Here is a 24,414-nt window from a genome sequence, read left to right on the forward strand (position 1 = left end):
TGCTATGGAAAGTCCTGCGCAGACCGGGCGGGATAAAATAACCGGAACAGGAGAGCGCGCAATGAAAGCAGCAATCATCGGCGGCGGTGTGATCGGCGGCGGTTGGGCCGCGCGGTTTCTGCTGAATGGCTGGGATGTGCGGATCTTTGATCCGGACCCACAAGCGCAGCGCAAGATTGGCGAGGTTCTGGATAATGCCCGCCGCTCGCTGCCGGGTCTGAGCGATGTGCCGTTACCCGAAGAGGGACGACTGAGCTATCACGACACGATCAAGGAGGCCGTGCAGGGGGCGGACTGGATTCAGGAAAGCGTGCCCGAACGTCTGGACGTGAAGCATAAGGTGTTTGCCGCGTTGCAGGCCGCCTGCGATCCCCGTGCGGTCATCGGCTCCTCGACCTCGGGGTTCAAACCCAGCGAATTGCAACAGGGCGCGGTGCGCCCCGAGCAAATCCTCGTCACCCACCCGTTCAACCCGGTATACCTTTTGCCGCTGGTGGAATTGGTCGGCAGCGCGGCGACCTCGCTGGATGTGATCGCGCGAGCCTGTCAGATTCTCCGTGAATTGGGCATGTTCCCGTTACATGTTAAACGCGAGATAGAGGCCCATATCGCCGACCGCCTGCTGGAGGTGGTCTGGCGCGAGGCGCTATGGCTGGTCAAGGACGGCATCGCCACCACCGAAGAGATCGACAACGCGATCCGCTATGGTTTTGGTATCCGTTGGGCGCAGATGGGGCTGTTCGAAACCTACCGCATCGCCGGCGGCGAGGCCGGGATGAAGCATTTCATGGCGCAGTTTGGCCCAACCCTGCAACTGCCCTGGTGCAAGCTGACCGACGTGCCCGAATTTACCGAAGATCTGGTTGATCTGATCGCGGGGCAATCCGACGCGCAATCCGGCGCCCATTCGATCCGCGAACTGGAGCGCATTCGCGATGCGAACTTGGTCGGGATGATGCGCGCCTTGAAACAGCAGAATTGGGGGGCTGGGGCTTTGCTGCACGCCCATGATGCGCAGCTGCGCGCCGGCACGGTCCTAGAGAAACGCGTGGCAGATCTGCCCGACCCCGGCCAGCCGATCCTCACCTTGTCGCGTGCGGTGCCGTTGGATTGGACCGATTATAACGGGCACATGACCGAAAGCCGCTATTTGGACGCGTTCACCAGCGCCACCGACCGGTTTATGGAGCTGCTCGGCTGCGACGCAGATTATATTGCCGCCGGGGGCAGTTATTTCACCGTTGAAACGCATATTTGCCATCTGGACGAAGCCAAGGCGGGCGCGCACATTACCGTGCGTACCCAATTGCTGCTGGGCGAGGGCAAGAAACTGCATCTGTTTCACTCGATGTATGAGGGCGACCGCCTTCTGGCCACGGGCGAGCATTTTCTGCTGCACGTGGATCTGGAAACCCGCCGTCCCAGCGCGCCGGGGCTGCAGGTGGCCATGGCATTGGACCGGATCGCGCGTGCACAAGCCGCTCTGCCGCGACCCAAGGGTGCCGGGCGGGCCATTGGTGATCCACGTTGATCTTCTTGCTGGCAAATATTCCGGGGTCCGGGGCAGCGCCCCGGTCCAGCGCTCAGCGGCCCGCGGGCTTCGGTCGCCCATAAAGGCGCAGGAACAGGCTGTCTTCGTCATCGTTCCGAAAAAACGGCACGCTTGGGGGAGGTGCGGGGTCGGTGACACGTGCCGCAACCTCGGCCAGCACCACCTCGGTGATGAACGGCAGGTCGAAATCACGGACACGGTCAAGTTCGATCCATTGCAGATGGGACAGCTCGTCACTCGCATGGCTGAAATCATCCAGATCGCTGCTTAGATGCGCCGCATCGACCAGAAAGAACCGCGCATCGAACCGGCGGGGCCGTCCCGGCGGGGTCAATGCGCGGAACACGAATTGCAATCCGTCAGCGGTCGGAACGTGACCGGTTTCTGCGAAACTGCGCCAATCGGGCGGCACATCACCTTGCCAAGTGCCGGGCCTGCCGAGCACGAGTCCGGTTTCCTCCCACAGCTCGCGGATTGCGGCGGCGGCGAGGGCGTGCTGCAGATTGGTGTCGCATTGCGCGCCCAGCCGGTCCCGACAAAGCTCGGAAAGTGAGGTCGCAAGGGGCACTTCGGTGTCCTCCTGGTCGACCGCTCCACCGGGGAAGACGAACTTGTTGGGCATGAAGGCCGCTTTTGCGCCGCGCTGTCCCATCAGGATCGCCGGGTTGCTGTCGCGATCACGTAGCGCGATCACCGTCGCGGCATTGCGCACGGCGGTTTTGTCGATGTTCATCTCAGCCCCTTTGCTGCTTGGCCAGGCTCAGGGCTGGTCTGCGAACCCGTGCATGTGGCGCGCCCACTGGAACCCGACAATTGCCCCTTTCAGCCTTGGCAGAAGGTAAAGTGACAGCGCGGTGGCGCCAACCGCAAAGATTGTGAACAGGGTCAGCGGGTCGGGTCGCCAAGTGGTGAAGACAATGAACAGACCGGGCGTCAGAATATGCGCAACGATCAGGATGGTCAGATAGGCCGGCCCGTCATCGGCACGGTGATGGTGCAATTCTTCGCGGCAGACTGTGCAGGTCGGAATCACGCGCAGATATCCGCTGAGCAGCGGACCGTTGCCGCATTGAGGGCATTTACGTCGCCATCCTTTGGCAAGCGCAGGCCATAGCAGGCGTTCGGGGGTCGGATCTGGCGGCGTGGAGCTTCGGAGCGTTTGGGTCATATTTCGCGTTTCCTTTGCACATATGATGGCGATTAAATATGCATGCGAAAAGGGGTTTTTTCGCCTTGCGGCTGGATGTCGCAAAAACCGGATAAATAATTCCAGTTTTGGCGACGGAAATACCGGATCGGTGCGTTTCACTATCAGGATCATCGATAAGACACTGGCGATGCTCATGACAAAGGATGAGACAGAATGAAACGCATGACATCACTGACGGGACTGGTTGTGGTTGCAGCCGCTTATGGCGCGGGCGGGGTCTGGGCGCAGGATAAAGCACCAAACGGCAAAGGAATGAAATTCGAGCATCTCGACATTGATGGCGATCTCCAGATCTCCAGGGAAGAGATCGCGCAGCGTCGCAACGAGAGGTTCAGCAATATGGACAGCGATGGCGATGGCAAGCTGACACTCGAAGAAGTCGAATCTGTTGCTATGGCTCAGGCAAAAGCGCGCGCTGCGGCCATAGTAGAACGCTTCGACAAGGATGGCGATGGCGCCCTTAGCGCTGATGAACTGCCATGGTCGCGTGATGGTGGAGGGCGCATGTTTGACCGGCTGGACCGTGACGGTGATGGTGTGATCACAAGAGAAGAGTTCGACGCAGCCCAACTTAGGAAAGGCCACAGCGACAGGAACGGCAAGATGGATCAGATCAAAAAGCAGCATAAGGCAGACCAGTCAGGCCAGAACTGATTGTGCTGGGCGGGCGTTTTCTTGAGGCGGGCTGCTGCTTGTGAAGGAAAGGTTGGATGGCGATGCGTTGTTGCAACGTCCGTTCGCGCCGGGCGACGTGCGCAGCCCTGCGTCATGGCAACGCGGATGAGGTGTGGGGCGCGCGTCATTCAGGAGGTGCCGCGCTTTACCGGGCCTTGCCACCCGATGAGCGTCGCGCCTTTTGAAAAGAGCTGAAGACCCGTTATCCGGATCTGCGGAATCCGGGGCGGAGCAATCAGGATGCGGTCATTGCGGCGCTACGGACAAAACCCCTCGATATCGAAGCGCTTTCGGAGGCGCTGTCTGCCGAGGCGGCACGCCGAAACGTTTGGCAACGTGCGGTGTGCCAACTCTGGCTGGAGCAGGTCACGGCGATGGATGACGCGGCACGGATGCCAAGCTGCGCGCAGACTGAAAGCCGCAATCGTTTCACATGCATTCAGGCCGCCGGCTTGAACAGTGATATCCGGTTTCTTCCGGCATTCTTGGCGACATAAAGGGCGCGGTCGGCCTGTTCGATCAGGTCGCCGGTATCATCGCGGCTGCAATTTTGTGTCCTGCCATCGGGACCGCAGATTACCGCGCCAATGCTTATGGTCATTGCAATCGGGAAATCGATTCCTGGCGCAGCATAGGTGCGGCCTTTGATTTCCTCGCATAGCGCAGCGGCTGTCTGGTTGACTGTGATCGGACTCGTGTCGGGTAGAATAATCAGAAACTCTTCACCGCCGATACGGGCAACCAGATCGTCCGTATGCAGGCAGCTTTTCAGGCGCTGAGCGGCGTCGATCAGGACCGCATCGCCTGCCGGATGCCCGAAGCGATCGTTGATAGTTTTGAAATGATCGAGATCCGCCAGCATCAATGCAAAAGTTGTGCGGTTGGTCGCTGCTTCGCGTGCGATGGCGCCAAGACGGGGCAGGGCATAACGGCGGTTGTATAAACCGGTCAGCGGATCGCGCACCGCAGCGCGCAACCCGTTGCGCACCGATTCCCGCAACCGTTTGGCACTGGCCTTGTGGTGCAGCTGCGCGGTCAGGCGCAGTGCCAGTTCCTCGGCGCAAAATCCCATTAGCATCACGTCATGGGCGCCCCGGTCGAGCGCGTCAGCAGCAAGCTGCGCATCGTTGTCTCCAATCACTGCGATGATTGAAATGTGACAGGTCGCTGCGCGCGCCCGCAGATCGGTGAGCAGGCGCAGGCCGCTTTCCTTATTCGCACCGGTCAGCTCGATAATAATGGCATCGGGGGCAGGCGAGCTCATCATCGCATGAACGTCGCCCATCCGTTGTATGGTCAGGGGATGGTGCAATAAAGGTCGCAATCGTACACGCCAAGACGTGGCGGTGGTGTCGCTCCGCGTTACAAGCGCGATTGCCGCTTCTGGGGCAGGCGGGAGGAACGGCGCCGGTGCGTCGCCAAAACCCGGCCTGTTGCCCAAGGCCATTCCATCATTGACGCGCAATTCCGCGGCGCTTTTACGGGCGCGAACCAGGCTGCGTATGCGCGCCTGCAACAGCAGGTCGTCAAGCGGGTGGCTAAGCACGTCATCGAGTCCTGCTTCGAGCGCCTTTAGCCTGGCAGAACGGTCATTTTGCCCGGTTAGAGCGATGACCGGAACGTCTGCGAGCAGAGGATCGCTGGCCAGTAACCGCTTCACGGTGCAGGCATTGCCGTCGGGCAAGGACATGGCGGTGACGATCAGATCAGGACGGGTGCGTCGCGCCAGTGTTAGGGCACCATCCAGCCGGTCGGCTTGCACGACATGGTAGTAGGCTGACGAAAGCTGGACTTTCAGCATGATCCGGTTCGTCACTGCCCCGTCGATAATCAGGATGGTCCCCTGCACAGCCCGACCTTTCATCACTTGCATTAACCTTGTGCAAAGTCTTTATGAGACAGGTTAACAAAGCCTTTCCAATTTTGGACCCGTGACCCCGATATGCAATTTTCTGCTGATGCCGCTGAAACCTTTGCCTTACAGGTGCTTGCTTGGCTGGTCGCTGACGAGGATCTTCTGGGCGTATTTCTGAACTCATCGGGGGCGGACGAGGACGATCTACGCACCCGCGCGCAAGATCCTGAGTTTCTCGGATCGGTCCTGGATTTCCTAATGCTGGACGATGCCTGGGTCATGCGGTTTTGCGACACTCAGAGAATTTCGTACGAGCGGGTTATGCAGGCGCGTGCCGCGCTTCCGGGCGGTGCCCAAATCAACTGGACCTGAATGAAAGGAGCACTGATGCCCGTCGCTGCAATTCTGTTCGACAAAGACGGTACGCTATTCGAATTCGGGGCCACGTGGGAATCTTGGGCGCGTGCCTTTCTGCTACGTGTCACTGGCAACGACCCCGCCCGTGCGTCGCGGATCGGGCTCCGTATCGGGTTCGACATGACAACCGCGACATTTCGCCCCGACAGTGTCGTCATCGCAGGAACGCCGGCTGAGATTGTTGCCGCACTGGCCCCAAACCTGCCCGAAATCGCGCCAAGTGATCTTTTGGACCGGATAAACGAAGAGGCGGAATTGGCCCCGCAAAAGCAGGCGGTGCCGCTGGCGGGTCTCTTGGATGACCTTCGTGCGCGCGGCTTGGGTTTGGGCGTGGCGACCAATGATGCCGAGGCCCCGGCGCGGGCGCATCTGGCCGGTGCCGGCGTGTTAGAGCGGTTCGATTTCGTCGCCGGGTTCGACAGTGGTTATGGGGCTAAGCCGCAACCGGGGCAGTTGTTGGCTTTCGCGCGCCTGCTTGATCTGGCACCCGAGCGGGTGGTGATGGTTGGGGACAGCACTCATGACCTTCTGGCTGGCCGAGCGGCGGGGATGAAAACCGTCGGTGTGCTGACCGGTTTGGCCCGCGAGCCTGATCTGGCACCTCATGCCGACGTAGTGTTGCCTGATATCGGCTACCTTCCGGATTGGTTGTAATCCCACTGGTTCGAAACATGTGGTTGATGATTGGCGCGGGTGCGTGCTGTCCTGCGCGTGTGGCAGGCGCACCTGTGCAGAGTGTAAAGCACTTGGAGGCAAGGCAATGGGCGCGGAATGATCGACGGTGAAGTTGAAACCTGGCTGGGGGTTGTGGCGCGGCGTCTTACCCTCGCGGTACTGGGGGCAGTGGCGGCGCTAGCGTTATGGGCGCTGGGCGACAATTGGCGCTATTCTTCGGGCGCCCCAATGCTTTATCTGGCACTTTTCACCTTCACTGCGGTACAGTCTTTGGTCGCGCTGGCGCTGGCGGGGCCGTTATCGGTCACCCGTGCACTGGCCGGGGCTTTGCTGCTTTCGGTGCCGCTGACCGGACTTGTTGGTCTGGCGGGGCTGCGCTACGGAAATCCGCTGGAAATTCTTGACGATTCCGTGATGCTGGCAGTCGTCGGTGTGCTGCTGCTGTTTGCCACGCCGTTTCTTGCCGTTGCGTTGCAGGACCGTAAGCGCTGGGCGAAATACGCGCTCTTGTTCGATACCGCTTGGACCATGGTGCTGCGCTATGGATTGGCGCTGGTCTTCGTCGGGGTGTTCTGGCTGATCGTGTTTCTGTCGACGTCGCTGCTCCGGCTTGTTGACATCACTTTGGTCGAGCGCTGGACCAGCAGCGTTGCGGTGCGGTTCGCTGTCTCGGGGTGGGTGCTTGGCCTTGGGCTGGCGGTTATGCATGAACTACGCGCGATTGTTTCGCCGCATCTTGGCCTGCGGCTCTTGCGGCTGCTGGTGCCGATCATGCTGGTGGTGGTCGCGCTGTTTCTCACTGCCTTGCCGCTGCGCGGATTGTCCTACCTCTTTGGCGAGTTCTCATCTGCCGGAACACTGATAGCCACTGCGATACTGGCGATAACTCTGGTCAGCGCAGCGCTGGAGCGCGACGACGCGGCGGCGGTCCAGCATCGCGGGCTGCGCGCCGCGACGCGGGCGTTGGCGTTGCTGGTGCCTCTACTGGCGGCTTTGGCAGTCTGGGCCGTACTATTGCGGGTGCGTCAATATGGCTGGACGCCCCACCGCGCGCTGGCCGTATGTGTGGCATGGTTCCTGCTGGCCTATGGCGTCGGATATGGCGCAGCGGTTATAGGACGCTGGGGGTGGGCGGGTCGTATCCGGTCGGTCAATGTGATCATGGCCTTGGCGGTAGTTGCGATTGCGGCGCTGTGGATGACGCCTGTGCTGGATGTTTACCGACTTTCGACAAACAGTCAGGTCGCCCGTTTCCAGCAGGGGGATGCCCATCTGGACCAACTCTCACTTTGGCAACTAGAGCATGACTGGGGGCGCGCGGGGCAGGCGGGGCTGCGCCGTCTGGAGGCGTTTGACGCCCATCCTGAGCACGATGAACTGATCGCGAGGATCAAAACCCTGCGCCGGCAGGCCACCCCCTTCCAGTTCGAGCAGGCGATCCTAAACCGCGCGGCACCCGAGAGCGCAGCCAAGCTCGCGCGTCTGCTGGCGGTGCGCCCCGGCAAGGACCGGCTGGACCCGGATCTTCTTTTGGATCTTTCGCCTTGGCGGATGGCGCAATGGCTGGAAGGCTGCGCCCGCAAATTGCCAGACGGGCAGGCGGCCTGCGTAATGGTGCGCGGCGCATTCCTTCCGTCACAACCCGAAGACGGGCAGGGGATCGTACTGTATCTGGACGCTGCTGGAGCTGTTCAGGCCGATTTTGTCGTTCTGAGCGAGGCGGAAACCGCAACATTTCGTGTGTTGCACGATTTGCATCGGGAGGCATGGCCTATACTGGATCATTCTGCGCTGACCGCAGCTCTTTCGGGCGATTTCACGATCCGCCCCACCGGTGGAAATGCACTATTTCTGGACGGAGCCGTACTGGCGCCGGGGTACTGAATGCCAACACGGAGCTGGGCTGTGAGCTGAGTGGCCCCGTTCCGCGCATGGCCTGCCTCATCATCGCGATGATGCGCCAATAGCATCAGGCATTTTGAACTTATACGATTTCGCTTATCGCGGGTATTCACAGTCAGTGCAAAGGTTTAATTAAACCAATCGTCCCGACTTGAAGTAGGCGCGATTCAAAGCGTCAAGACGATAATCTTGACAAAACGGCATTATTTTGATTTTATACGTCGTTAAACCACTGATTTTTCAGACATGCGCTTTCTGGCCGGACAGGTCGGAAAGAACCTAATCGTTGTTTGTTGGTATGTATGATTGTTTGTTGGGCGGGAGGGTGTGAAATGTGCGTGAAAAAACTGGGGCTGGCGCTGATATCAGCAAGCCTGATTTTCATTCCGGTTGAGCGTGTGCAGGCGGGCGATGCTGGTGCCGCGCTTGGCGGTATGCTGCTTGGCGGGATCATCGTGAACGAGGTTCACAAGAACAAGCAGCGCCAGCGCGCGGCAAGTTCGGCGCGGGCGGCTCAGCGTTCGCGAACACGCTCATATGTGTCTTCGGCCCAGCGTGCCCAGAACCGTCAAGTTCAGACAGCGCTGAATTATTTCGGATATAACGTAGGAGCGGTGGATGGGGCTATCGGGCGCAACACGCGGGCCGGCGTGGCGCGGTATCAGGGCGATATGGGCTATCATACCGATGGCTATCTAGATGATTACGAACGGGACTTTCTGATCAACAGTTATCAGCGTGCGCTGGCGAGCGCTCATGTTGCCCCATATAACGCGATCTTGGCCAGCCAGGGCCAGCGCGGGTTGCTGCGGACCTATCGCAACGAGCAACTTGGCATCGCCACGACACCCCCACCGACATCCGGCCCGCTTATGGCCGTTGCACCTGCGGCGGTTCCCTCGCAGGTTCCCGATGTCGAGGTTGAGGCGGCACAGGTTCCCGAAGCGGCGGTGACCGAAGCCGGGCTGCCACAGTTTAACTTTTCGCAAACGGCGCGCTCGGTAAGCGACCACTGTAATGAGGTCAACGTCCTAACGGCGTCCAATGGCGGTATCACCTTGGCGGCGTCGGTGTCGGATGCCGAGTTTGCACTGGGCGAACAATTCTGCCTTGCGCGCGCCCATGCGATTGTCGAAAGCAAGCAGATCACGGCGACAATCCCTGACTTGACAGACACGCAGATCAAAAGCCAATGCGATGGTCTTACCGAGTCGATGAATTCCCATGTCTGGGGGTTGGAAAACAAATCGCCGGACGCGGTCATAAGCGAGACATCTGAATTCCTGCGCGACTCGGGGCAACCGGCAGATCAGTTGATCGCGACCGGCAAGGTGTGTCTGGGTGTCGGCTATCGCAATGATGATGCAAAAATGGCGCTTGCCTCGGCGGTGCTGCTGTCGTCGGTCGGGCAGTTGGGCTATGCCGAAGCCGTCAGCCATCATCTGCGGGGCGGATTTGGGACCGCGAAAGCATCGGAGCGACAGGCCACCAGCTGGATGACACAGGCGCTCAAGGCGCTGAACGAAGGCGGCGTCATGGCGATGGGGCAATCGTCTGAGCGTATTGCGGTGTTGGCAGCGGCAACTGGTAATGACACCGCCGGCGATGGGGCCACCGCGCTGCCGGTGTTCATGACCACAAAGTAAAAACGGCCCTCTGGGTGCCGCCCGGAAACTGTCAGGCTCCGGGCGGCACTCCGTTAATGGTTGGCGAAAGCGGCGCGCAAGGCAATCTGCGTAAAAGTCGCTGCGCTCACCAGTGCCCGGTGTTCTCCATGCTGGCCCAGGGTTCTGCAGGTTCCAGCGGGTCGCCGTTCTGTAACAGTTCTACCGAGATATTATCCGGGCTGCGCACAAAAGCCATATGTCCATCGCGCGGCGGGCGGTTGATGGTCACACCTTTATCCATGAGATGCTGGCAGAGCGCATAGATGTCGTCGACTCCATAGGCCAGATGGCCGAAATGCCGGCTGTCGCTGGGTAGGCCGTCATCTCCATCCCAGTTATAGGTCAGTTCAACCGGGCACTCTTCCTGCCCCGGCGGGGCCATAAAAATCAGGGAAAACCGGCCTTCCTCGTTATCCATCCGGCGGGTTTCCTTCAGTCCCAACAGTTCGTAAAACCGCATGGAAGCGTCCAGATCCTTGACCCGAACCATGGTGTGAAGATATCTCAGACTCATAGGAAATCCTCCTTTTCTGGCGTTGATCCTAGCGCGGGAGCCTGCCCCGGCCAGCGAATGTGCTTTGATGGTGACTTTCTCAATATAGCAGCTATGACGGCAAATGCTCTCATGCAACCCTGAGGCCCGCACCGATTTCCCCGATCAGCAGCCGGCTAAGGCAGATCAGCCTCCGGTATCCCCGCAACGGTTCGCTTTGGCCGCAGCTGGCTCTGCTGGGGGTTGAAATTCTTGCAACTGCACTCATATTAGTTGTGCGGCCATACCGCACGGCAGGTCGGAGGTTAATGCTTCCGAGGTCCGGTACGGTCACAAAACAACCCTCTCACTCAGCCTGAAAAATGTAGGCACAGCTAGACTCACCGGTAGTCAAATTGATTGTCGTAAGTCTTTTGAAAGTTTTGCAGGAGTAAACATGAATAACGTAAAAGGATTGAGAAATATAAAACAGAAAACCGAAGAAATGTCGAAGTTCGTTGGAGCAATGAATTTTGAGCTGGCGAAATTAGATTTCGATGCGACCGATCCAGCAAGCATTAAACGTGCTCTGAAAAAAGTTAATAAAATCGCTGACGAAAAAACCAGTTCCTATAAGCGTAACGATTGGATTCAGAACTTTTCACGTAAACTGAAAGGCCATGTGCGCAAGAGCTTAACCAAAAGAGCTGCCGAGACCCATATTGGTGGTTAACTGGTGCACATTACGGGTTCAATCCGGGGTTCTATGGAAACGGATTGCAAACGACTGCCGGGCAGTGAGTGGGGTAACGCTTGAAACATTGCGGTATTGCGGCGCTGACAGCCGCACGGCCCCTCCTGGCCATATAGGCTTGCCCTCTCCGTCAACGGGATCGTGGCGCAATCACCAAACCGTGGGTTCAGACACGTAAGCCCCCCGGATCACCAGAGGGCTTTCATGCAGTACCTTTGATGTTTCAGGGCCGTGTCACGAAGCCGAGCGGACTGCGACAACTTCGATCTCGACCAACCAGGCCGGATTGGCAAGACCGGCCACCGCAAAGACCGAGCGGGTCGGCAATTCGGGCTGTTCCTCAGTGCCAAAATACTGGGTATATCCCTCCATGAAACCCTTGAAGTCCATCCCTGCGCTGCCCTCGGGCGCGACCAGATAGACTTGCATCTTGATCACGTCGCCCATCGTCAGATCGAGGGCCGCCAGCTTCTGCTCGATCGATGCAAGCACGCTGGCGGTTTGGGTGGCGGTGTCGCCGAAGCGCTCGGGCGAGCCTTCGGAAGCAGTCTCGTCAGCCACTTCCGGCACGGTGCCGCTGAGATAAACCAGCGTCGCATCCGCCGGAACCTCGACCGCCTGCAGGATTGGAAAATCCGAATCGGGCAGCGGATGGCGCACCACCTCCGAACCCTGCGCGAGAGCGCCGCTGGCGGAAAGGGTCAGCGCAGTAACAAATGGCGCGAGTGATTTTCGGATCATTCGTGTTCCTCCGCATTCTGGTCTGCCGGATCGTCTGGCCTGACATCGGCCACCGCCTCGACCGTACCGTCGGGTTCATAATCATTGCCAAGATTGGTCTGGATGTAATCGGTGATCGCGACCACCTGCTCGTCATCGAGGAAATGTCCGAGGCTGGGCATCCCGGCCTGGCCGTTGACGATGACATGGGTCGCGTAGCCCGAAAACTCGAGATTCGGGTTCCCGCTCAGCGCCGGATAGTGACCGCCCCCCTCGGCACCCGACCCGTCCGACATATGGCACCCAGCACAGAGCGTCTGGTAGAGTTCCTCGCCATCGGTGCTGGTATATTCATCGTTCCAGTCTGCCCCCTCGTCAGCCATTTCAGTGATCATGGCCTCTTCTGGTTTGATTTCTTTCTCGGCACCCTGATCCGTGCTTTGCGCCTGTAAGGGCAGGGCGGCGAAGGCGCCGAGGATGAGGGTTGTGATAAACGTGTTTTTCATGGCTTCACCCGTTGATGATTTTGTCATGGAGACGCGAGATCGCGTCGAGCGAGGAGAGGATGGCACCTTCCTGCCAGGCCGGCAGATAGGAGAGATGCTCTCCGGCGCAGACCACGCGGTTGTCGATCTTGATGGCATCCTCGTAATTGTCGCGATTCTCCCAGATCCCTGAACAGCCGAGCACCCAAGGCACCTTGTGCCAGACCACACTGACGCCGGTCTTGAACTCCTCGCGGTATTGCGGGTGGATCTTCTCGCCCATTTTAAGTGCCCACTCCAGCCGCTCTTCTGGCTGCATGGCGTTAAACTTGTAGGAATTCGGCCCGCGCCAAGTATAGCCGCCGAGCAGAACGCCGGGACCATCAGAGAAATAGCCGGTCGAGGGGTAGCTGATCTGGCCGATGGCCAGATCGGTATAGCTGATGCCGCCAAAGATCTGATCGTCCTGCTCCCAGAAACGGCGCTTGAACTCCAGACCCCATTTGGTCGACCCGTTATAGGGCATCGAGCTGATGGCATTTGCGAGACCGCCCGAAAGGTTATGGTCGATCTGGCTGAGGATCGAGAAGGGGATGGTACAGACGCAGTAATCCGCAGTGCTTGTCTGCTGTCCGCCACCCGCAGTATCCTCCCAGGTGACGGTAACGCCGTTCTCATCCTGTTTCAGTGCCACCACCTTGGCGTTATAGGTGATCAGATCCCCGACCTCGCGCTCGAACCCGACGGCAATTTGGTCCATGCCACCGACCGGCTGGAACATCGGTGCCTGGTGGTCGATGGTTTCGTGGGTGGCCATATAGGCCCAGAGCCGCGACTGCAGAACCTCTTGCGGGTCAAGCAGATCGGAAGCCACGGGCGCGGCCCCTACGCCACCGCCAGGCTGCTTCTCAAAGCCGCGATATTCGCTGGTCTCAAGGCTTTTGACATATTCGTTCTGGTTGTTGAGCACGCCGAAACTGCGCAGGCTCTCGATGAGAACCTCTCGGTCTTCGGCTGTCACCGCTTCGTCAAGCTTGCCCTGATCGACGGCCTTCGCCAGCAACTCGGAAATATGCCCGCGATAGTCGGTCTTGATGTCGCGCAGACGTTGCGGCTTGCCGCCAAAGGCGTCGGTACGGTGCAGATAGCTGTTGTAGTTGATCTGGACGAACGGCTCCATCGGCACTTTGAGGCGACGGCAATAATCAAGCAGCGCATGATGGTTGAACGGAATGCGCCAAGGGCCGGGATTGATGTAATTGCCTTCGGCGAAATCAACGTTCTGGGTTGCTCCGCCGAGCTCGGTGTAACTGTCGCCCGAGCGCAGGGTCCAGCAACGCCCCCCGGCCTTTTCGCGGTATTCCAGTACCTCGACATTGTAACCCGCGGCGCGCATCTCATAGGCAGCGGTTAGACCTGCCAAACCAGCGCCGAGGATCAGCACTTTGGCACCCTTGGGATCGCCATCAAGCTTGATAGGCCCGCTGTAATCCGAAGGCGCGGCGTAACCCATTGATGTCATTGCGTGGTACATGGCAGTGCTGCCGGCGACAGTCCCGATCATGCCCAACAGATTGCGACGTGTGATTTCAGTCATTAGGAGGCTCCCGATCTGCGAAAATACTTAGGTACGGCACCGATCTCGACGAAGCCGCAATTGCGCCAGAGCCGGAACCGAGCACCGCCTTAGTATAAACACAAAATGATCTTGTCACGATTTTGTTCCGGTATTTTTTTGCAATCTTTGCTATGAAGGAGAGAGGAATAGGGGGCGAGATACAGCAAGTGTTTCGCCGTGATAGTGTATGGATCATTACCACGTGGCGCGGTGCGCCTGCAGCGTGCGTTTGATCTGGATATTAGGCTGTAAACGCTTAATAAATTGGTTCAAAATCATCAGGACGATGATCTAAAATCGGGTCCGCATGCGGGTGTTGCTAAGGAGAGTGAGCGCCTTCGCAAAGAACTCCGCCTCCGGCGCGCAGCGAAGATTAAGCACCCCGCGCAATCGCGTCGTGCGAAATCTACCGGCTCAAGCCGACAGGCGCGTAAGTAAATCCACTTAAACGCAATTCCCTCTAATTTATACTCAGCGTCAGTGAATTCATTTTCGAGTTTGTCGACCCGGTCACGTTGGCAGCGGGTGAGTTCACTCCAAACCAATGGGGTCTCCGTTCAAGTTTGCAACCGACCTGATCTTACTCATCGTCTTAGGTTTGTTGCGGCAACGAAGGTCCAGGACCTGACAAATATAATGCATACACATCGCTGCAATCAGACCCGAGCGTATCGGCCTCTCGGGCCTTGTTGTCGAATGAGCTAAGCGCAGCCTCGCTTCACCCATAGTCTCGGGTGGCGGCAATCCACTCGGCACAACGCGCTTCCGGATCCTCGGCTTGCTGGATGTCCGTTCCGATTGCGGCGCTATTGACCCCTGCCGCAAAGAGCCCGGGAAGGCGCTCGGGCGTCACGCCACCGAACGCTACGAGCGGCACATTGCTGGCCGCGGTCTTCCAGCGGCGCACCCGACCGAGCCCTTGCGGCCCCGATCCGATCCCTGTCAGATGCATGGAGTATACAGGCCCAAGCGCGACATAGGCTGGATTATGCCGCAGCGCCTGCGCCAGTTCGGCTTCGTTACTGGCCGACAGTCCGAACCGCATCCCGGCACGCCGCAAGGCGGCGAAATCGGTGGTGGGCACGTCTTTCTGCTGCAAATTGACAAAGGAACAATTGAGATCGAGCGCAATTTCCCAATGCTCATGGACCACCAATTGTGCCCTATGCACGGCGCAGATGTCGCGCGCGCGTGCGATCTGGCGTCTTATTTCGGACTCTGGTTGATCCGTGATCCGCAACTGTACAAGTTTCACGCCATGCGGGACGAGCAATTCAAGCCGCCCCACATGGTCGACGACGAGATAGAACGGATCGAGCATTGCTCGATCCATTCCACCTATAGGCAAGCGTTCGGAGATCACCTATCTGCCTCCGCTGCCGGCACATAAAGTTCTCCGCCCTTGCGGAATTTCGCCGCCATGCGCTCCATGCCGTCCCGTTTCGCGGCCTCTGCACGGATGTCGTGCGAAATCCGCATCGAGCAGAATTTCGGCCCGCACATGGAACAGAAATGCGCCACCTTATGGGCCTCTTTCGGCATCGTCTCATCGTGCATGGCGCGCGCCGTATCCGGATCGAGGCCAAGGTTGAACTGGTCTTCCCAGCGGAATTCGAACCGGGCCCGTGACAGGGCGTCGTCGCGCAATTGCGCGCCGGGGTGGCCTTTGGCCAGATCGGCGGCATGGGCGGCGAGTTTGTAGGTAATCACGCCGGTCTTGACGTCATCGCGGTCGGGCAGGCCCAGATGTTCCTTTGGCGTGACATAACACAGCATCGCCGTGCCAAACCATCCGATCATCGCCGCACCGATCGCCGAAGTGATGTGATCATAGCCCGGCGCGATATCGGTGGTCAGCGGTCCAAGCGTGTAAAACGGCGCCTCGTGGCAATGTTTTAGCTGCTCGTCCATATTGGCCTTGATCTTGTGCATCGGCACATGGCCCGGCCCCTCGATCATCACCTGACAATCCTTGGCCCAAGCGATTTTCGTCAACTCGCCCAACGTGTGCAGCTCGGCGAATTGCGCCTCGTCATTGGCATCCGCGATCGAACCGGGGCGCAGACCATCTCCGAGCGAGAACGACACATCGTAGCGTCGGCAGATATCGCAGATTTCCTCAAAATGTTCGTAGAGGAAGCTCTCGCGGTGATGATGCAGGCACCATTTCGCCATGATCGAGCCGCCCCGTGACACGATGCCGGTAACCCGCTCGACCGTCATCGGGATCATGTGCAGCCGCACCCCGGCATGGACGGTGAAATAATCCACGCCCTGCTCAGCCTGTTCGATCAAGGTGTCGCGGAAAATCTCCCAGCTCAGATCCTCGGCGATGCCGCCGACCTTTTCCAGCGCCTGATAAAGCGGCACCGTGCCAATCGGCACCGGCGCGTTGCGCAAGATCCAGTCGCGGATGTTATGGATGTTGCGCCCGGTCGAGAGGTCCATCACCGTATCCGCGCCCCAGCGGATCGCCCAGACCATCTTGTCCACCTCTTCCTCCATTGAAGAGGTCACGGCGGAATTGCCGATATTGGCGTTGATCTTTACCTTGAAGTTGCGCCCGATGATCATCGGCTCCAATTCGCGGTGGTTGATATTGGCCGGGATGATGGCGCGGCCGGCGGCGATCTCCTGCCGGACGAACTCGGGCGTGACAAGATCGGGCAATTCGGCGCCAAAGGCCTCACCGTCGCGGCGATAAGCCTTGGTGCGGCCCTCGTTCTCGCGGATCGCCACGAATTCCATTTCGGGCGTCACGATCCCAGCCTTGGCATAGGCAAGCTGGGTCACCGCGCGATCACCTACGGCGCGCAATGGTTGGCGCTGCGCGGGGAAGGCCGGCGTCAGTCGGGCGCCGGTGGCAAAGCCGTTATCCGCATCTGTGACGGCGCGCCCGGTATACTCCTCAATGTCGCCGCGCGCCTGAAGCCATCCACCACGCACTTCTGGCAAACCCTTGGCAATATCGATCTCGACAGCGGGATCCGTATAAGGCCCGGACGGGTCATAGACGGTGAGCGGTGCCTCATCCGATACCGTGATTTCGCGCATGGGGACGCGGATCTCGTGGGTGGCACCGGCCACATATACTTTGCGCGACGCGGGCAGTGCACCGGTGGTGATGGTGGGAATCGTATCTTTCATTTCGGTCTCCTTTGCCGATGAGACCCAAGTGAAACATTTGGCAGAAAGGGGCCGTTTCGACCCGGCAACGCGGCGCGCGCAATGGGCCAAAAGCGGCCCGAAAGGACCGCCCGCGCATTGCTGCCGGTTACGGTAAAAGCCTCTCGGTCTTCCTACGCCAGTATCAACTGGGTCAGGTTCAAAGGGTCGCTTCACCGGTCGTGCCATTGGCACTTCCTGTCGGCATCTCAGTCCCCTAGGCGGGACTCCCCTGACGTGATGCCACTATGGGATGAGAGGCAGAAGAGGTCAAGCGCCTGCAGGAAATCGTTAATTGGTGTTTTGTTACAACGACTTGGCGTTGATTGCGTGACTGTGGTTTTGCGCGGCCCGTGGAAGACCTGCAGCGTCTGTAAGCGTCCGGATGGTCCATATCTCCAGCCCATTATCGCCAACTCGCGCTTGCGACTCGCCCACAAAGGCACGAATTTTAGTTTGAGAGCGCCGCAGTCCCACTCCTTCTTGGGCAGGCAGTCTGGTGCTGTCGTTAATTAAGCATCGGTTGCATCGAATTGAGAATATAGCTCCTGTTGCTCGCGCATAAACTCCCCCGGTTTTCGCTGACCGGCCGTTAGGGGCATACCGTCGTTAGGTTAGCGAAAGATTTGTGGCCTTGCCGGACCCAGCTTGTCTTGCCCCAGCCGTGGGGTTCTCGTATTCCGGCCCGGTGGAGTGATGAGGAGTGCTATCGTGAAGATTGAGCCACAGGTCCCTTTCGGGCCGAGAGGGGGAGGCGGTGATGCTGCGCCATACCGGACTGCGCCCCAGGCCTGTCACCGCCCATCGGTTGCGCTGCAATGAATATGCTCCGTACCTTCGTCAAGCCGATGCACCGGGAAGGGATCCGGTTTGTCGCGATATTCGCTGTGATCACCGTTTTCCTTTTTTTGCTGTCGCCGGTGACCGGCTGGATCGGCGTCGGCCTGACGATCTGGTGCTATTATTTCTTCCGCGATCCCGAGCGGGTACCCCCCACCGGCGAAGGGCTGGTTATCAGCCCAGCGGATGGTGTCGTGTCGCTGATCGAGCCGGCAGTGCCGCCGGCCGAGCTAGGGATGCCTGACGCCGCGCTGACCCGGGTGAGCATTTTCATGAACGTGTTCAATTGTCACGTGAATCGCGCACCCACCGGCGGCACGATCACCCATATCGCCTATCGGCCGGGCAAATTCTTCAATGCCTCGCTGGACAAGGCCAGTGCCGATAACGAACGCAACAGCTTGCGCATCCGCTCGCATGCCGGGCCGGATCTAGCGGTGGTGCAGATTGCCGGTCTCGTTGCGCGCCGGATCGTATGCTTTGCGGACCCTGGCGATGCAATCTCGGCCGGAGAACGGTTCGGCCTGATCCGGTTCGGCTCCCGGCTGGATGTCTACCTTCCCGACGGCGTAGAGCCGAAGGTGGCCGTTGGCCAGACGATGGTCGCGGGCGAGACCGTGATCGCCGAATTTGACCTGCCCGCGCAAAGCGGAACGGTTACATGAGCGGACAGCCGCCCCGAGACCGGATCGTCTCCGAGGTGCCGCTGTTGCAGCTCTTGCCCAACATGATCACGATCACCGCGATCTGTGCCGGCTTGTCGGCGATCCGGTTCGGCATAGAAGGGGATTATTCCCTTGCTGCGCGGCTGATCCTTGCGGCCTGCATACTGGATGCGCTTGACGGTCGGCTGGCACGGGCGCTGTCATGCGACAGCAAACTGGGGGCCGAGCTGGATTCCCTTGCCGACTTTCTCAATTTCGGCGCGGCGCCACCGCTGCTGATCTATTTCTGGGCACTGCAGGATCTCAAGAGCGGCGGATGGATCTGCGTTCTGGTCTTTGCGGTATGCTGCGCATTGCGATTGGCCCGCTTCAACGTCAGCACCAAATCCGAGACCACCAACGCCGACAGTGCCTATTTCGTAGGGGTGCCCGCCCCGGCGGGGGCCATGCTGGTGCTGTTTCCGATGTTCCTGTCTTTCGCCTTTGTCGGCGCGCCGATCCTCAATCCGGTCGCGATCTGCCTCTACATGGTGGTTATTGGCCTGCTGCTGATTAGCCGGATTCCGACCTGGTCGTTCAAGACAACAACGGTCTCGCGCCACAACGTGAAGGCATTTCTGGTCGGCTTCGCATTCATCGGCGCTGCGGTGCTCACCTTTGCCTGGGTCACGTTGGTCATCCTGTGTCTGGGGTACATTCTGGCAGTGGTCTGGGCGCTGGTCGCAAAATCGAAACTCTCAACCGACAAGGAGACGTGAAGTGGAAAGCAAGGCGGTCGAGACCTCTTATGCCCGCTGGGCGCCCATATACGACAGGACGTTCGGAGCAATCACCGATGGCGCGCGGCGGAACGCGGTGGCCCATATCAACCAGCGTTCGGGCACCGTGCTGGAGGTTGGGGTCGGCACCGGCCTTTCGCTGCGGCATTACCGGCCCGAATTGCAGGTTACCGGCATCGATTTCAGCCGCGACATGCTGGACAAGGCACAAGACAAGGTCGCGGAACTGGGGCTGGATCACGTGACGGCGCTCAGGCAGATGGATGCGCGGAGCCTCGACTTTCCGGATGACCATTTCGACACTATTGCGGCGATGCATGTCCTGTCGGTCGTGCCGGAGCCCGAGAAGGTGATGGCCGAGATCGCCCGCGTCTGCAAGCCAGGCGGCGAGGTCGTGATCGTCAACCATTTCAAGCGCACGAAAGGTGCTCTTGCGATCCTTGAGCGCAGCTTTGCGCCCTTTGCCAATGTCTTGGGCTGGCATTCGGACTTTGAAGAGGCCACAGTGTTACAGGAAAAATGCCTTGCCTGCACAGAGCGCCGGATCTTGCCCCCGCTCGGAATGATGACTTTTCTCGCCTTGAAAAAATCCAGCGCAGCATCGGCTTAAACTTTGCGCCACGTGCGCGGTGCAGCATCAACAGAGCACCCGATCGATCCTATTCATCCCCATAAACCGGGGATGGTTCTGTGGATAAGGGCTCGGAACCCCTTGCCTGATTGGGCCGAGCTGGGGGTGCCTAAAATTTAAGCAATGGCTTGGCCCCGATGATAACGCAGGGCGCAATCATGGCATCGCTAAGTAACTCGGGGATGAGGGGCTGAGTGCCACATGAGTTAAATCGGGAGGCTGTGAACAGGCAGTTCCAGCAAGATGCGCAGCTACGTAATCTGGTCGGTTTTTTTTGGGGGGGGTACGTTCACTGCCCAATGGTGCAAAGCGCAGCATTATCACGAGAATTCCTAACGCGGGCGCCAAAATATCCTGGCGTGATCCATCTTCTCATACCGGAAGAATAAAAAAGCATCGCGTAGGAAATCGCGTTTTAATTTTCGGACGGGGTGTCGTCCTGGCGTTCGCCTTTTTTACACCCCGCCCATTCAAAATACGGCTAATTGAGCCGGTTTGATCAGTTAGCTTCCTCAAGTTCGCGAAGGCCACCAACCGGCAGCGGAATTGGGTTAATGTATTCATACCCTTCGGACTGCAGCAGGACAACTTCGGCGAAGCCGGCCGGAACGACGGTAACAAAGCCATGCATGTCTTCGGGTTTATAGCCGGCGGCTCGAACCGCATTCGAGCACATGCGGAATTCCACGCCTTGGTCGGCAAGCTCGGCCATCATGTCCATAAGGCCATAATATTTATCGTAATTCTGCTTGGCGAAGGCACGCAGTTCCGGGCCGTGGCTGACAACTACTGTTTTTCCGGGAACGACCTTCCGAGTGTTCTTAACAAATGCAGCGAGAGTGACCAGCCCATTCGGGTCCTCGTAGTTGACATCGAACACCTGGTTGATCTCCGGGTATTCATGCATGTCCACCTTGGCTGTGCCGTATGGTGTCATTCCTTCGTCGGCAAAGCTAGCGAGAGATTGCGCGACTAGAAAAGCGGCGGCTAAAGCGGGAAGGCGGGCAGAAAACTTCATCGAGGTTACCTCTTTTGTTGGACTTCGAGCATGCTAAGTAAGATCAATCAGTAAAGTCAACGGAATTAATCGGCGGGTCGGCTTCTGGCCCCATTTTGAGGCCACCGGCCCGAATTTTCGCCAATTCGGCATGAGTGGCTGTAGGTAATTGCCGAAAAACTTGGCTCTTTGTTCTGTGAAAGCGTAGAAAAAGAGGAAAAATTCTTAAAAACGCACCGCGTTTTTTATTTTTCAGCAAAAAAGGGTGAAAGCAAAAAATACTGCTGCCGACTCGCCCCGATGGCCTGAAACCCCCGAGTGTTTTCTTGCAGTGAAACAGGTAGTTCACGCTGGGCTGACGATGTGGGTTTTCAGCGTTGTGGAGTAAGCGCCGCTTGGGAATAGGTTTCCTATCAATGGCTTCCTGCGATTTCACCAGCATGGCCAGTATATCGGTCTCCGGTAGGCCGCGCGACCAGAGCCAGTGCTTCAGGTGACCGAGCAGCAGGGCCGAGCCCTCCTGTCGCCATCATGCGAGCGAGAGCATAGACCCCGGAGGCGGTAAAGGCGATTTTCCCGCACGCTTTTCGGTTGCCTGTTTGAGCTGTAGTATTACCATTCACCCCATGCAGCATTCAAAGCATCTGCCAGCGTATACGCGGCTCTCAGTCCGATTCATCGGTGTCGTGGCATTGGCTTGGCTTTTTGTCCTCGCCGCTGCGGTGTCACCCTTGCGCGCAGCGGAGCGAAGCAGGGTCGAGGCATTTCTGAACATTACTGGTTTCGACGTGGCGCTTGATTCCATCGCCTTGTCAGCAGGCAGTGCGCCAGGGATGCTTGGCTTGGATGATAGTGCCTTTGGCGCTGACTGGAGCCGCATCGCAGGTCAAGTTTTCGACACCGATGTAATGCATGAAATGGCGCTGGATATTTTAGAGGTTGCGCTTGAAGAAGGGCCCCTGAACCACGCCGCAGCGTTTTACGCGACCGATCTCGGGCAGCGCTTGGTTGCGGCCGAGAATATTGCCCATATGGCCGAAGACAGCGTCGCCAACGAGGCCGAGGGGCGGCGCATCATTTCGGATCTGGTGCGCAAAGGGGCGGCGCGGCTGGGGATCCTCAGACGGATGAATCTCGCCGTCGGCAGTTCGGACAGCAGCCTGCGGGCCTTGCAGGAGATCCAGCTGAGGTTTCTTCTCGCGGCGAGTGCGGCCGGGATTATCGACATGCCGCTAAGCGCCGCAGAACTGCGGGACCTGCTCAGGGGCCAAGAGCGCGAAATGCGCCGCGCGTTGCAACGATCAGCGCTGGCCGGGGCCGCGTGGACCTATCGGCAATTCAGTGACGGGGAGCTGAGGACCTACGCCGAGGCGTTGGAACAGCCCGATATGCAAATGGTCTACGAGTTGCTAAACGCTGTTCAGTTTGAGATCATGGCGAACCGCTTTGAGGAACTGGCAATGCGCATGGCGGGTCTGCAGGAAGAGCACGATATCTGAGTTAGCAGAGGCCGTGCAAAGCGGTTGACTCTGGTGCAGGTCACAGCCATAAGCGCGACATTCCGGCCCGTGTCAGCGTGTCGGCTATCGTTATAATATTGCCCTATAGCCAAACGGGCGCGCTGTTCGAGGTAGGTCGTTGGCCGTAAACACCCGTTAATACGGGGACCACAGGACGCGATGGAAAAGGAATACACGCATGTTCGCGGTTCTCAAGACCGGCGGCAAGCAGTACAAGGTTCAGTCGGGCGATGTGCTCCGAGTGGAAAAATTGGCTGCCGATGCTGGCGAAACAGTTCAATTCAACGAAATTCTGATGCTGGGCGGTGACAACGCCGTGGTCGGCGCGCCGACAGTTGCGGATGCAGCCGTGCAGGCCGAAGTGATCGATCAGATCAAGGGCGAAAAGCTGATCCATTTCGTCAAGCGCCGCCGCAAACACGGTAGCAAGCGCACCAAGGGGCACCGCCAAAGCCTGACACTTGTCAAGGTCACGGACATTCTCGCTTCGGGTGCGGGCAAGTCCGGTGTCAAGGCCGCCATTGGGGCGGGCTCGGTTGCTGCCGCGGCAACATCGGATGCGGCACCCGCAAAAGCGGCCAAAGCTGCGCCAAAGAAGGCCGATGACGCCGGTGGCGATGATCTCAAGAAGCTGTCTGGCGTTGGCCCCGTCCTAGAGCAAAAACTGCATGATGCTGGCGTGACAAGTTTCGCGCAGATCGCCGGATGGACAGACGCGGACGTCGCCGCGATGAACGAAAAACTGTCGTTCAAGGGCCGGATCGAGCGTGAAGGCTGGGTCGAGCAGGCCAAAGAGCTGGCGAAAGGTTAAGGAGAAGAACCATGGCAACGAAAAAAGGCGGCGGTTCCACCCGCAACGGTCGCGATTCTGCTGGTCGTCGGCTCGGTGTGAAACTCTATGGCGGTGAATCCGTCATTCCGGGCAATATCATCGTGCGGCAGCGCGGGACCAAGTTCTGGCCCGGGCAGGGTGTCGGCATTGGCCGTGACCACACAATCTTTGCGACCCGTGAGGGCGCGGTATCCTTTCACAAGGGTCTGAAGGGTCGTACCTTCATTTCGGTATTGCCCGCGGCAGAAGCCGCCGAGTAAGCCGTTCCCGTTTAAGTGACGTTGAGAGGGACCGGCGATTCCGCCGGTCTTTTTCATTTTGGCTGCCCGGCACGTAAGCCCCTGATCGCGCCCTCGGGGTGCTGGGCCGCATTGCAGACCGGCGCAGGCAAACATATCTGATGTTCTGTATGAGTTCGCGGGAGGAAATTGTAACATGAAATTGGATTCAATCGGCACCCAGCCAATTGTTGAAACCGAGCGCTTTGATCTGCGTCCTCTGCGCCGCGCCGATATGGGGCTCATCGAACATTACACAAGCGACGAACGCCTTGCGCGGATGACCACGTCGATCCCGCATCCGTTGCCGCCTGGCACGACCGAGGCTTTTGTTACCCGCGCGATGTCAGCAAACCGCAGCAGCGATATCTGGGCGATGGACGGCACCAAGTCCGGTGGTGGCGAAGTGATGGGAGTCATTTCGCTGGCGAAGCTGGATCGAAACCAGTCCGAGGTCGGCTTTTGGGTGGCGCCAATTTATTGGAACACCGGGCTTGCCACAGATGCTGTCGAGGCGCTGGTCAATGCCAATCCGCTGGGCAGTGCGACGATGTTTGCTTCCGTTTTTCAGGACAACCCGGCCTCGGCCCGGGTGCTGATCCATTGCGGGTTCGAGTACCTGGGTGACGCCGAGAGCTATTGTCTGGCGCGCGACACCACCGTACCTACTTGGACATACAGTCGAAAGCTATGATCCGGGCCCGC

25 protein-coding genes and 1 riboswitch are annotated in these 24,414 nt (G+C 58.8%); of the genes, 14 read left to right on the forward strand and 11 right to left on the reverse strand.

Features of this window, described 5'->3' with window-relative positions; genetic code table 11:
* Positions 1-61: 61 nt before the first annotated feature.
* On the forward strand, positions 62-1,531 hold the full coding sequence (locus JAO82_RS08880) for a carnitine 3-dehydrogenase (RefSeq protein ID WP_198686028.1): 1,470 nt from the start codon (positions 62-64) through the stop codon (positions 1,529-1,531).
* A 52-nt stretch (positions 1,532-1,583) separates the two neighbouring features.
* Here JAO82_RS08880 and JAO82_RS08885 read toward each other — a convergent pair whose 3' ends face one another.
* Together JAO82_RS08885 and JAO82_RS08890 are read right to left on the reverse strand one after the other, a co-directional pair.
* The gene (locus tag JAO82_RS08885) at positions 1,584-2,285 is read right to left on the reverse strand and encodes an NUDIX hydrolase (RefSeq protein WP_198686029.1); all 702 of its coding nucleotides are present in this window, start codon (positions 2,283-2,285) and stop codon (positions 1,584-1,586) included.
* 27 nt (positions 2,286-2,312) lie between these two features.
* A complete protein-coding gene (locus JAO82_RS08890; protein WP_198686030.1) occupies positions 2,313-2,720 on the reverse strand; it encodes a DUF983 domain-containing protein in 408 nt (135 codons plus the stop codon).
* Positions 2,721-2,915: 195 nt separating this feature from the next.
* Here JAO82_RS08890 and JAO82_RS08895 point away from each other — a divergent pair, with 195 nt between their 5' ends.
* Positions 2,916-3,416, forward strand: a complete 501-nt coding sequence (locus JAO82_RS08895; protein ID WP_198686031.1) for an EF-hand domain-containing protein — start codon at positions 2,916-2,918, stop codon at positions 3,414-3,416.
* A gap of 460 nt (positions 3,417-3,876) precedes the next feature.
* On the opposite strand, the gene JAO82_RS08900 is transcribed toward JAO82_RS08895, so the two are convergent.
* A complete protein-coding gene (locus JAO82_RS08900; RefSeq protein WP_232897311.1) occupies positions 3,877-5,310 on the reverse strand; it encodes a diguanylate cyclase domain-containing protein in 1,434 nt (477 codons plus the stop codon).
* Positions 5,311-5,379: 69 nt separating this feature from the next.
* On the opposite strand from JAO82_RS08900, the gene JAO82_RS08905 reads away from it, so the two are divergent.
* From JAO82_RS08905 to JAO82_RS08920, 4 genes are all read left to right on the forward strand, one after another.
* Entirely contained in the window at positions 5,380-5,664 is a 285-nt protein-coding gene (locus tag JAO82_RS08905) for a DUF3572 domain-containing protein (protein ID WP_198686032.1), read from the forward strand.
* A gap of 15 nt (positions 5,665-5,679) precedes the next feature.
* Complete coding sequence (locus tag JAO82_RS08910; RefSeq protein ID WP_198686033.1) at positions 5,680-6,363, forward strand: HAD family hydrolase; 684 nt, start codon at positions 5,680-5,682, stop codon at positions 6,361-6,363.
* A gap of 117 nt (positions 6,364-6,480) precedes the next feature.
* Complete coding sequence (locus JAO82_RS08915) at positions 6,481-8,268, forward strand: DUF4153 domain-containing protein (RefSeq protein WP_198686034.1); 1,788 nt, start codon at positions 6,481-6,483, stop codon at positions 8,266-8,268.
* Between the two features lie 350 nt (positions 8,269-8,618).
* Positions 8,619-9,932 (forward strand): peptidoglycan-binding domain-containing protein, encoded by a 1,314-nt coding sequence (locus JAO82_RS08920; protein ID WP_198686035.1) that lies wholly within the window; start codon positions 8,619-8,621, stop codon positions 9,930-9,932.
* A 106-nt stretch (positions 9,933-10,038) separates the two neighbouring features.
* Here JAO82_RS08920 and JAO82_RS08925 read toward each other — a convergent pair whose 3' ends face one another.
* On the reverse strand, positions 10,039-10,467 hold the full coding sequence (locus tag JAO82_RS08925) for a VOC family protein (protein WP_198686036.1): 429 nt from the start codon (positions 10,465-10,467) through the stop codon (positions 10,039-10,041).
* 415 nt (positions 10,468-10,882) lie between these two features.
* Here JAO82_RS08925 and JAO82_RS08930 point away from each other — a divergent pair, with 415 nt between their 5' ends.
* Positions 10,883-11,158, forward strand: coding sequence for a hypothetical protein (locus JAO82_RS08930; RefSeq protein ID WP_198686037.1), 276 nt, complete (start codon positions 10,883-10,885; stop codon positions 11,156-11,158).
* Positions 11,159-11,413: 255 nt separating this feature from the next.
* Here the strand turns inward: JAO82_RS08930 and JAO82_RS08935 are convergent, their stop codons facing one another.
* The 5 genes from JAO82_RS08935 to thiC all read right to left on the reverse strand — a co-directional run bounded on the left by JAO82_RS08935 (position 11,414) and on the right by thiC (position 17,149).
* Complete coding sequence (locus JAO82_RS08935) at positions 11,414-11,920, reverse strand: RidA family protein (protein WP_198686038.1); 507 nt, start codon at positions 11,918-11,920, stop codon at positions 11,414-11,416.
* Positions 11,917-12,405 (reverse strand): c-type cytochrome, encoded by a 489-nt coding sequence (locus tag JAO82_RS08940; RefSeq protein ID WP_198686039.1) that lies wholly within the window; start codon positions 12,403-12,405, stop codon positions 11,917-11,919. The genes JAO82_RS08935 and JAO82_RS08940 overlap by 4 nt, the downstream gene beginning before the upstream one ends.
* Positions 12,406-12,409: 4 nt before the next feature.
* The gene (locus JAO82_RS08945) at positions 12,410-13,981 is read right to left on the reverse strand and encodes an NAD(P)/FAD-dependent oxidoreductase (RefSeq protein WP_232897312.1); all 1,572 of its coding nucleotides are present in this window, start codon (positions 13,979-13,981) and stop codon (positions 12,410-12,412) included.
* Between the two features lie 739 nt (positions 13,982-14,720).
* Complete coding sequence (locus tag JAO82_RS08950) at positions 14,721-15,335, reverse strand: thiamine phosphate synthase (RefSeq protein ID WP_232897313.1); 615 nt, start codon at positions 15,333-15,335, stop codon at positions 14,721-14,723.
* A gap of 26 nt (positions 15,336-15,361) precedes the next feature.
* Entirely contained in the window at positions 15,362-17,149 is a 1,788-nt protein-coding gene (gene thiC, locus JAO82_RS08955; protein WP_198686040.1) for a phosphomethylpyrimidine synthase ThiC, read from the reverse strand.
* Positions 17,150-17,281: 132 nt separating this feature from the next.
* Positions 17,282-17,411, reverse strand: a riboswitch (TPP riboswitch).
* A 574-nt stretch (positions 17,412-17,985) separates the two neighbouring features.
* Here thiC and JAO82_RS08960 point away from each other — a divergent pair.
* The 3 genes from JAO82_RS08960 to JAO82_RS08970 are packed head-to-tail and all read left to right on the forward strand — an operon-like array spanning position 17,986 to position 20,061.
* Positions 17,986-18,672 carry a phosphatidylserine decarboxylase gene (locus JAO82_RS08960; protein ID WP_198686041.1) on the forward strand — a complete coding sequence of 229 codons (687 nt, stop codon included), beginning with the start codon at positions 17,986-17,988 and terminating at the stop codon, positions 18,670-18,672.
* Positions 18,669-19,430 (forward strand): CDP-diacylglycerol--serine O-phosphatidyltransferase, encoded by a 762-nt coding sequence (gene pssA, locus JAO82_RS08965; RefSeq protein WP_198686042.1) that lies wholly within the window; start codon positions 18,669-18,671, stop codon positions 19,428-19,430. Before JAO82_RS08960 ends, pssA begins: the two co-directional genes overlap by 4 nt.
* A 1-nt stretch (position 19,431) precedes the next feature.
* The gene (locus tag JAO82_RS08970; RefSeq protein WP_198686043.1) at positions 19,432-20,061 is read left to right on the forward strand and encodes a class I SAM-dependent methyltransferase; all 630 of its coding nucleotides are present in this window, start codon (positions 19,432-19,434) and stop codon (positions 20,059-20,061) included.
* A 520-nt stretch (positions 20,062-20,581) separates the two neighbouring features.
* Here JAO82_RS08970 and JAO82_RS08975 read toward each other — a convergent pair.
* Positions 20,582-21,100: a DsrE family protein gene (locus tag JAO82_RS08975; RefSeq protein WP_198686044.1), complete on the reverse strand. Its 519-nt coding sequence runs from the start codon at positions 21,098-21,100 to the stop codon at positions 20,582-20,584.
* 43 nt (positions 21,101-21,143) lie between these two features.
* Complete coding sequence (locus JAO82_RS08980) at positions 21,144-21,521, reverse strand: hypothetical protein (RefSeq protein ID WP_198686045.1); 378 nt, start codon at positions 21,519-21,521, stop codon at positions 21,144-21,146.
* Positions 21,522-21,705: 184 nt separating this feature from the next.
* On the opposite strand from JAO82_RS08980, the gene JAO82_RS08985 reads away from it, so the two are divergent.
* The 4 genes from JAO82_RS08985 to JAO82_RS09000 all read left to right on the forward strand — a co-directional run bounded on the left by JAO82_RS08985 (position 21,706) and on the right by JAO82_RS09000 (position 24,403).
* Positions 21,706-22,578 carry a DUF2059 domain-containing protein gene (locus JAO82_RS08985; RefSeq protein WP_198686046.1) on the forward strand — a complete coding sequence of 291 codons (873 nt, stop codon included), beginning with the start codon at positions 21,706-21,708 and terminating at the stop codon, positions 22,576-22,578.
* 199 nt (positions 22,579-22,777) lie between these two features.
* Positions 22,778-23,410, forward strand: a complete 633-nt coding sequence (locus JAO82_RS08990; protein ID WP_198686047.1) for a 50S ribosomal protein L21 — start codon at positions 22,778-22,780, stop codon at positions 23,408-23,410.
* Between the two features lie 11 nt (positions 23,411-23,421).
* Complete coding sequence (gene rpmA, locus JAO82_RS08995; RefSeq protein ID WP_198686048.1) at positions 23,422-23,691, forward strand: 50S ribosomal protein L27; 270 nt, start codon at positions 23,422-23,424, stop codon at positions 23,689-23,691.
* A gap of 175 nt (positions 23,692-23,866) precedes the next feature.
* Positions 23,867-24,403, forward strand: coding sequence for a GNAT family N-acetyltransferase (locus JAO82_RS09000; protein ID WP_198686049.1), 537 nt, complete (start codon positions 23,867-23,869; stop codon positions 24,401-24,403).
* Positions 24,404-24,414: the final 11 nt, after the last annotated feature.

The sequence above is a fragment of the Pontibaca salina genome (genome assembly GCF_016307205.1).
Lineage (GTDB): Bacteria > Pseudomonadota > Alphaproteobacteria > Rhodobacterales > Rhodobacteraceae > Pontibaca > Pontibaca salina.

Excerpts from the sequence above, each read along its gene's own strand:
- JAO82_RS08880 (WP_198686028.1), top strand. The coding sequence starts at position 62 with ATGAAAGCAGCAATCATCGGCGGCGGTGTGATCGGCGGCGGTTGGGCC.
- JAO82_RS08885 (WP_198686029.1), bottom strand. The coding sequence starts at position 2,285 with ATGAACATCGACAAAACCGCCGTGCGCAATGCCGCGACGGTGATCGCG.
- JAO82_RS08890 (WP_198686030.1), bottom strand. The coding sequence starts at position 2,720 with ATGACCCAAACGCTCCGAAGCTCCACGCCGCCAGATCCGACCCCCGAA.
- JAO82_RS08895 (WP_198686031.1), top strand. The coding sequence starts at position 2,916 with ATGAAACGCATGACATCACTGACGGGACTGGTTGTGGTTGCAGCCGCT.
- JAO82_RS08900 (WP_232897311.1), bottom strand. The coding sequence starts at position 5,310 with ATGCAAGTGATGAAAGGTCGGGCTGTGCAGGGGACCATCCTGATTATC.
- JAO82_RS08905 (WP_198686032.1), top strand. The coding sequence starts at position 5,380 with ATGCAATTTTCTGCTGATGCCGCTGAAACCTTTGCCTTACAGGTGCTT.
- JAO82_RS08910 (WP_198686033.1), top strand. The coding sequence starts at position 5,680 with ATGCCCGTCGCTGCAATTCTGTTCGACAAAGACGGTACGCTATTCGAA.
- JAO82_RS08915 (WP_198686034.1), top strand. The coding sequence starts at position 6,481 with ATGATCGACGGTGAAGTTGAAACCTGGCTGGGGGTTGTGGCGCGGCGT.
- JAO82_RS08920 (WP_198686035.1), top strand. The coding sequence starts at position 8,619 with ATGTGCGTGAAAAAACTGGGGCTGGCGCTGATATCAGCAAGCCTGATT.
- JAO82_RS08925 (WP_198686036.1), bottom strand. The coding sequence starts at position 10,467 with ATGAGTCTGAGATATCTTCACACCATGGTTCGGGTCAAGGATCTGGAC.
- JAO82_RS08930 (WP_198686037.1), top strand. The coding sequence starts at position 10,883 with ATGAATAACGTAAAAGGATTGAGAAATATAAAACAGAAAACCGAAGAA.
- JAO82_RS08935 (WP_198686038.1), bottom strand. The coding sequence starts at position 11,920 with ATGATCCGAAAATCACTCGCGCCATTTGTTACTGCGCTGACCCTTTCC.
- JAO82_RS08940 (WP_198686039.1), bottom strand. The coding sequence starts at position 12,405 with ATGAAAAACACGTTTATCACAACCCTCATCCTCGGCGCCTTCGCCGCC.
- JAO82_RS08945 (WP_232897312.1), bottom strand. The coding sequence starts at position 13,981 with ATGACTGAAATCACACGTCGCAATCTGTTGGGCATGATCGGGACTGTC.
- JAO82_RS08950 (WP_232897313.1), bottom strand. The coding sequence starts at position 15,335 with ATGGATCGAGCAATGCTCGATCCGTTCTATCTCGTCGTCGACCATGTG.
- thiC (WP_198686040.1), bottom strand. The coding sequence starts at position 17,149 with ATGAAAGATACGATTCCCACCATCACCACCGGTGCACTGCCCGCGTCG.
- JAO82_RS08960 (WP_198686041.1), top strand. The coding sequence starts at position 17,986 with ATGAATATGCTCCGTACCTTCGTCAAGCCGATGCACCGGGAAGGGATC.
- pssA (WP_198686042.1), top strand. The coding sequence starts at position 18,669 with ATGAGCGGACAGCCGCCCCGAGACCGGATCGTCTCCGAGGTGCCGCTG.
- JAO82_RS08975 (WP_198686044.1), bottom strand. The coding sequence starts at position 21,100 with ATGAAGTTTTCTGCCCGCCTTCCCGCTTTAGCCGCCGCTTTTCTAGTC.
- JAO82_RS08980 (WP_198686045.1), bottom strand. The coding sequence starts at position 21,521 with ATGCTGGTGAAATCGCAGGAAGCCATTGATAGGAAACCTATTCCCAAG.
- JAO82_RS08985 (WP_198686046.1), top strand. The coding sequence starts at position 21,706 with ATGCAGCATTCAAAGCATCTGCCAGCGTATACGCGGCTCTCAGTCCGA.
- JAO82_RS08990 (WP_198686047.1), top strand. The coding sequence starts at position 22,778 with ATGTTCGCGGTTCTCAAGACCGGCGGCAAGCAGTACAAGGTTCAGTCG.
- rpmA (WP_198686048.1), top strand. The coding sequence starts at position 23,422 with ATGGCAACGAAAAAAGGCGGCGGTTCCACCCGCAACGGTCGCGATTCT.
- JAO82_RS09000 (WP_198686049.1), top strand. The coding sequence starts at position 23,867 with ATGAAATTGGATTCAATCGGCACCCAGCCAATTGTTGAAACCGAGCGC.